Origin of the sequence: Dietzia sp. UBA5065, from assembly GCA_002415925.1 — a bacterium.
Taxonomy (GTDB): domain Bacteria; phylum Actinomycetota; class Actinomycetes; order Mycobacteriales; family Mycobacteriaceae; genus Dietzia.
In genome coordinates this window covers 1-5,610 of sequence record DIAZ01000041.1, presented here as the reverse complement: position 1 = coordinate 5,610, position 5,610 = coordinate 1, and the positions used below count along the sequence as shown (strand labels likewise).

At 68.4% G+C, this 5,610-nt stretch carries 5 protein-coding genes; 2 read left to right on the top strand and 3 right to left on the bottom strand.

Annotated elements, in window-relative coordinates; genetic code table 11:
• Positions 1-57: 57 nt before the first annotated feature.
• The 3 genes from epsC to B4M60_RS02950 form a co-directional block, all read right to left on the bottom strand.
• Entirely contained in the window at positions 58-666 is a 609-nt protein-coding gene (gene epsC / locus B4M60_RS02960; protein WP_291080140.1) for a serine O-acetyltransferase EpsC, read from the bottom strand.
• Positions 666-1,601 carry a cysteine synthase A gene (gene cysK, locus B4M60_RS02955; RefSeq protein WP_291080138.1) on the bottom strand — a complete coding sequence of 312 codons (936 nt, stop codon included), beginning with the start codon at positions 1,599-1,601 and terminating at the stop codon, positions 666-668. The genes epsC and cysK overlap by 1 nt, the downstream gene beginning before the upstream one ends.
• 208 nt (positions 1,602-1,809) lie before the next feature.
• Positions 1,810-3,594 carry an AMP-dependent synthetase/ligase gene (locus B4M60_RS02950; protein WP_291080136.1) on the bottom strand — a complete coding sequence of 595 codons (1,785 nt, stop codon included), beginning with the start codon at positions 3,592-3,594 and terminating at the stop codon, positions 1,810-1,812.
• A gap of 137 nt (positions 3,595-3,731) precedes the next feature.
• Here B4M60_RS02950 and B4M60_RS02945 point away from each other — a divergent pair, with 137 nt between their 5' ends.
• Positions 3,732-4,988, top strand: coding sequence for a GAF domain-containing protein (locus B4M60_RS02945; RefSeq protein WP_291080134.1), 1,257 nt, complete (start codon positions 3,732-3,734; stop codon positions 4,986-4,988).
• 139 nt (positions 4,989-5,127) lie between these two features.
• A partial coding sequence (locus B4M60_RS02940; RefSeq protein WP_291080132.1) for an aldehyde dehydrogenase family protein occupies positions 5,128-5,610 on the top strand: 483 nt, incomplete at its 3' end.

The window sequence follows — 5,610 nt, the reverse complement described above, 5'->3', positions numbered from 1 at the left end:
AGGAATCAGCGCCCGCGGCCGGGAGCGGCCGGGATGAGCGCCCGTGGCCGGGAGGAGCTAGATGTAGATGGCCGGGTCGATGTAGAACTGCGCATCGCGCAGCTCTTCCTTTGTCGACTTGACGGGCTTGGCGACGCCCGGGATGCCCACGACGATCGAGTTCGCGGGGGCGTCCTTGACCACGACGGCGTTGGCGCCGACCGACGAGTCGTCGCCGATCCGGACGGGGCCGAGGATCTTGGCCCCGGCGCCCACGGTCACGCGGTCGCCCAGGGTGGGGTGCCGCTTGACCTGTTTGAGCGAGACGCCGCCGAGTGTGACGCCGTGATAGAGCATGCAGTCGTCGCCGATCTCGGCGGTCTCGCCGATCACCACACCCATGCCGTGGTCGATGAAGAACCGTCGGCCGATGGTGGCACCCGGGTGGATCTCGATCCCCGTGAGGAATCGGGAGAACTGGGACAACACGCGCGCGGTGGTCCGGCCGGCCCCACCGGCGAGCCACAGGCGGTGGGAGACGCGGTGGATCCAGATGGCGTGGAGGCCGGAGTAGACGACCGCGTTCTCGAGGTCGCCGCGGGCCGCCGGATCGTGGGCGCGCGCCGCGGCGAGGTCCTCGCGCATGACGCGCAGGAACCCCGCCGGACGGTCGGTGGAACGGGACATCAGTCGCGGTAGTCCTCGAAGAGCATGGTGGAGACGTAGCGCTCGCCGTAGTCGCACACGATCACGACGATGGTCTTGCCGGCGTTCTCGGGACGCTTGGCGAGCTCGAGCGCGGCCCAGACGTTGGCGCCGGAGGAGATGCCGCAGAGGATGCCCTCCTCCTGGCCGAGGCGGCGGGAGATGGCGAGGGAGTCCTCGAGGGTGACGTCGATGACCTCGTTGTAGATCTCGCGGTCGAGGATCTCCGGCACGAAGTTGGCGCCGAGGCCCTGGATCTTGTGCGGGCCGGCCTTGCCCTCGGTCAGCAGCGGCGAGTCCTTGGGTTCGACGGCGACGATCTCGATGTCCGACTTCTGCGAGCGCAGGTAGTTGCCGGCGCCCGAGATGGTGCCGCCGGTGCCGATGCCGGCGACGAAGATGTCGACGCCGCCCTCCGTGTCCTCCCAGATCTCCGGTCCGGTGGTGCGACGGTGTACGTCGACGTTGGCCGGGTTGGCGAATTGGCGGGCCAGAACCGCATTCTCGCGGCTGTCGGAGACCTCCTGGGCTTTGGCGACAGCCCCCTTCATGCCCTCCGAACCCGGCGTGAGGATGAGCTCGGCACCGTAGGCGCGCATCACGGCGCGGCGCTCGACGGACATGGTGTCCGGCATGACGATGACGGCCTTGTAGCCGCGGGCCGCCGCGACCATGGACAGGGCGATACCGGTGTTGCCGGAGGTGCCCTCGACGATGGTGCCGCCGGGCTTGAGGCCTCCCGAGGCCACCGCGTCGTCGATGATGGCGGCACCGATGCGGTCCTTGACGCTGCTGGCCGGGTTGGCGGACTCGAGCTTGGCGATCACGGTCGCCTGGAGTCCCTCGGTCACGGAGTTGAGGCGGACCAGGGGCGTGCGGCCGATGGTTTCGGTGATGTCAGAGTAGATCTGCGCCATGGTGTGTTCCGTTCTGATGAGAATGAACCGATCTGTCTATTCTGGAGTCTAACCGATGTGACGACATCGCACGAGGGCGAGATCAGATGAGTCGCCGTGATCGCCCCGGGCGCGACCAGGTCGAGGCCGGGTTCGCCCGACCCGAGGCGACGGAAAGGCCCGCTCCCGGTCCTTCCGGACGGGAGCGGGCCTTGTCGTCAACGAGGACTTACGTGTAGAGGTTTTCGATGTCGTCCGCCCAGCGCTCGTGCACGACGTTGCGCTTGAGCTTGAGCGTCGGCGTGAGCTCGCCACCCTCGACGGTGAACTCGTCAGCGAGGATCTTGAACTTGCGGATCGACTCGGCGCGGGAGACGGACTTGTTGGCCCGGTCCACGGCGTCCTGCACGGCGCCCACGAGGTCGCCGTCCTGGAGCAGGTCGGCCAGCTCGCCGGACTTGCCGTTCTTCTCGCGCCAACCCGGGAAGGTCTCCTGGTCGATGGTGATGAGGGCCGCGATGTAGCTGCGGTTGTCGCCCACCACGACGGCCTGGCTGATCAGCGGATCAGACGCGAGCTTGTCCTCGAGCTGCGACGGCGAGACGTTCTTGCCGCCGGCGGTGACGATGAGCTCCTTCTTGCGGCCGGTGATGGACAGGTAGCCGTCCGAGTCCAGCTCGCCGATGTCGCCGGTGTGGTACCACTCGCCGGACCAGGAATCCTCGTTGGCCTGCGGGTTCTGCCAGTAGCCCTTGAACAGGGTCTTGGCCTTGGCCAGGATTTCGCCGTCCTCGGCGATCTGGATGGTGACACCCGGGATCGGCTTGCCGACGGTGCCGATCTTGGCCTCGTTGATCGGGTTGACCGTGAGGACGCCCGAGGACTCGGTGAGACCGTAGCCCTCGAGCAGGTCGAAGCCGGCACCGCGGTAGAAGTGGCCGAGGCGGGCACCGAGCGGGCCGCCGCCGGAGATGATGCGGTTGCACTCGCCGCCGAGGGCCGCGTGCAGCTTCGAGTAGACGAGCTTGGCGAACAGCTTCTGCTTGAGCTGCAGGCCGAGTCCCGGCTTGCCGCCGCCCTCGAGAGCCATGGAGTAGTCGATGGCGGTCTGGACTGCGGCACCGAAGATCTTGGCCTTGGCGCCGCCGGCGGTCTCGGCCTTGGCGGCGGCGGAGTTGTAGACCTTCTCCAGCACCCGCGGCACGGACACGAGGAACGTCGGGTGGATCTCGGCCAGGCGCTCGACGACCTTGGTGGCGTCGGGCTCGTGGGCGACGGTGACGCGCTTGTAGAAGCAGGCCACCTCCACGATGCGGGCGAGGACGTGCGCCAGCGGGAGGAAGATCAGGGTGCGGCTGTTCGGGACGAACGCCGCCTCCAGGCGCTGCTCGACGGCCACGACGACGTCACCGAAGCCACCGTGAACGATCTCGCAGCCCTTGGGGTTGCCGGTCGTACCGGAGGTGTAGACGATCGCACAGGTCGAGTCGTGGTTGGTCGACATCGAGGCCTTCTCGACCTCCTCGTCCGAGATGCTGGCGCCGGCCTCGGTGAGGTGAGCGACCAGGTCCTCCTCGATGATGAGGATGTCGCCCTTCCAGTCGGTCTCGGCGGTGAGGATGTCGCGCAGCTCCGTGTTCTCCACGATGGCGATCGAGGAGCCCGAGTCGGTAAGGATCCAGTTGCACTGGTGTGGGGAGGAGGTCTCGTAGATCGGGACCGTCACGGCGCCGACGACCCAGGAGGCCCAGGCGATGAGCGACCACTCGTAGCGGGTGTGGCTCATGATCGCGAGGCGGTCACCGGTCTTGACACCCTTGGCGATGAGGCCCTTGGCGACCCCCTTCACCTCCGCCAGGTACTGCGCACAGGTGACGTCGGTCCAGGTATCGCCGACCAGGCGCTGCACGGCGACGTCGTTCGGTGCTTCCTCAGCGTTCTTGAACACGAGTCGGCCGAGGTTCTCGACGGGGAACTTCTTGGTTGCGGGTGGGCTGGAGAACTCGGTGGTCATCGCGATCCTTAGGTCATGTGTGGCCTGTGTCACCTACGAGTCTAGAGGGCGACTCGGCATCTGTGTTGGGCGCGGTCTATTCGAATCCTTTTATGAGGCGCACGTCATGTTTCTGTGACCCCGGTTACACTGGCGGCATGTCGGCAGGTACACGGGCTGCGGTCGCCACTCTGGTCGCCGGGTCATGGGAACGGAGCAAGCGTCTGGGAATCGACCCGGAGCGCTCGGATCCCGTGGTGGACCTGCAGGGTGCCGAGCTTTCCGCGCATCGGGCCGGGCATCGGATGGTCTCCGTGCTCCCGCTGGTCGAGAAGGTGCTGGTCTCGGGAGTGGTGGACAGTGGGCACCTCGTCGCTGTGGCGGACGCCGACGGTCGCCTGCTCTGGCTGTTCGGGAACAGCGGCGTGCGGAATCGGGCGGAACGGATGGCGTTCGTCGCCGGCGCGCTCTGGAGTGACGACGTGGTGGGTGCCAATGCCCCGGGTCTCGCCGTCCGGCATGACGTCCCGCTGCGGGTGCGCGGCGAGGAGCACTACCTCGCGCCGGCGCATTCGTGGAGTTGCTCGGCGGCGCCGGTGCACGACCCGGTCACCGGGCAGGTGATCGGTGGGATCGATGTGACGGGTCGGGATTCGGCGGCGTCGGACGAGATGCTTGCGCTGGTCAAGGCAACTGCGCTGCTCGCGGAGGCGGAGCTGCGGTCCACCGCGGCTGGGGTCCTGGTGCCGAGCGGTATCAGCCGGGGCATTGAGGGTGCGGTCACCGGGGACGTCGCAGGTCGGGATGCCGCAGGGCAGGACGTTGGAGCGGTCGCCGCGACGGCCACGCGCCGCCTGCAGGTGCTCGGCACCCGGCGGCCTTCGTTGGCGGGCGTCGGTCCTGTCACGGGGCGCCACGCCGAGATTCTCGTCCTACTGGCCGAGCATCCTGACGGGCTGCCCGGTGGCGTGCTCGCCGAACTTCTTGCGGAGGGCCGGCTGGACGAGGTCAGCGTGCGTGCGGAGGTGTCCCGCCTGCGGCGCGTGCTGGGGGCGCGGTCGATCGAATCGCGACCATATCGGCTGGCGGACGGGCTGCTCTCCACCGATGTGGCCGAGGTGGAGCGGCTGCTGCCTCACGACATCACGGCTGCGGTGGCCGCCTACCGGGGGCCGCTGTTGCCATCCTCGGATGCGCTCGGGGTCGTCGAACTCCGCGAGGAGTTGCACGTGCGGGTGCGGTCGGCGGTGCTGGCCGGCGGATCGACGGCGGCCCTGCAGGGCTGGGTTGCGGGGCCGGGGCGCGAGGATCTTGAGGCGTGGGGCGCGCTCGCCGTGGCGCCGGGCCTGGGGCGGGCGAGCCGGTCTGAGGCGGCGTCAATGTTGACTGTTCTGGACGGTCGTCTTGGAGCGTGAGGTGGCGCCTTTCGGGGCGACGGAGCGGCGTGCCGTTGTGGGCATTGCAACGTCGGTGCAACCCCCGCGCGGATAGTGTCGTGCATCACAGTCGTCGGCCGCACGGGTCGGCGTCCCCCAGTACGCGAGAGGTGTCGACATGCCCGTCTTCTCCCAGCCCGGTGCCGCAGACGCGGTGATGTCCTTCGAGACCCGCTACGACCACTTCATCGGTGGCGAGTGGGTTGCTCCCGTCAAGGGCGAGTACTTCGAGAACATCGCCCCCCAGACCGGTCAGGTGTTCTGCGAGGTCGGCCGCGGTACCGCCGAGGACATCGAGGCCGCGCTCGACGCCGCGTGGGCCGCCGCCCCGGCGTGGGGCGCGAGCCCCGTCGCCGAGCGTTCGCGGGTCCTGCTCAAGATCGCCGACCGTATGGAGGAGAACCTCGAGAAGATCGCCCTCGCCGAGTCCTGGGACAACGGCAAGGCGATCCGCGAGTGCCTGGCGGCGGACATCCCGCTGGCCATCGACCACTTCCGCTACTTCGCCGGCGCGATCCGGGCGCAGGAGGGCGGCATCTCCGAGATCAACGGGGACACGGTCGCCTACCACTTCCAGGAGCCGCTCGGCGTCGTCGGCCAG

What these genes read in the sequence shown, in the direction of transcription:
- epsC (WP_291080140.1), bottom strand. Translation starts at nt 666, where the DNA reads ATGTCCCGTTCCACCGACCGTCCGGCGGGGTTCCTGCGCGTCATGCGC.
- cysK (WP_291080138.1), bottom strand. Translation starts at nt 1,601, where the DNA reads ATGGCGCAGATCTACTCTGACATCACCGAAACCATCGGCCGCACGCCC.
- B4M60_RS02950 (WP_291080136.1), bottom strand. Translation starts at nt 3,594, where the DNA reads ATGACCACCGAGTTCTCCAGCCCACCCGCAACCAAGAAGTTCCCCGTC.
- B4M60_RS02945 (WP_291080134.1), top strand. Translation starts at nt 3,732, where the DNA reads ATGTCGGCAGGTACACGGGCTGCGGTCGCCACTCTGGTCGCCGGGTCA.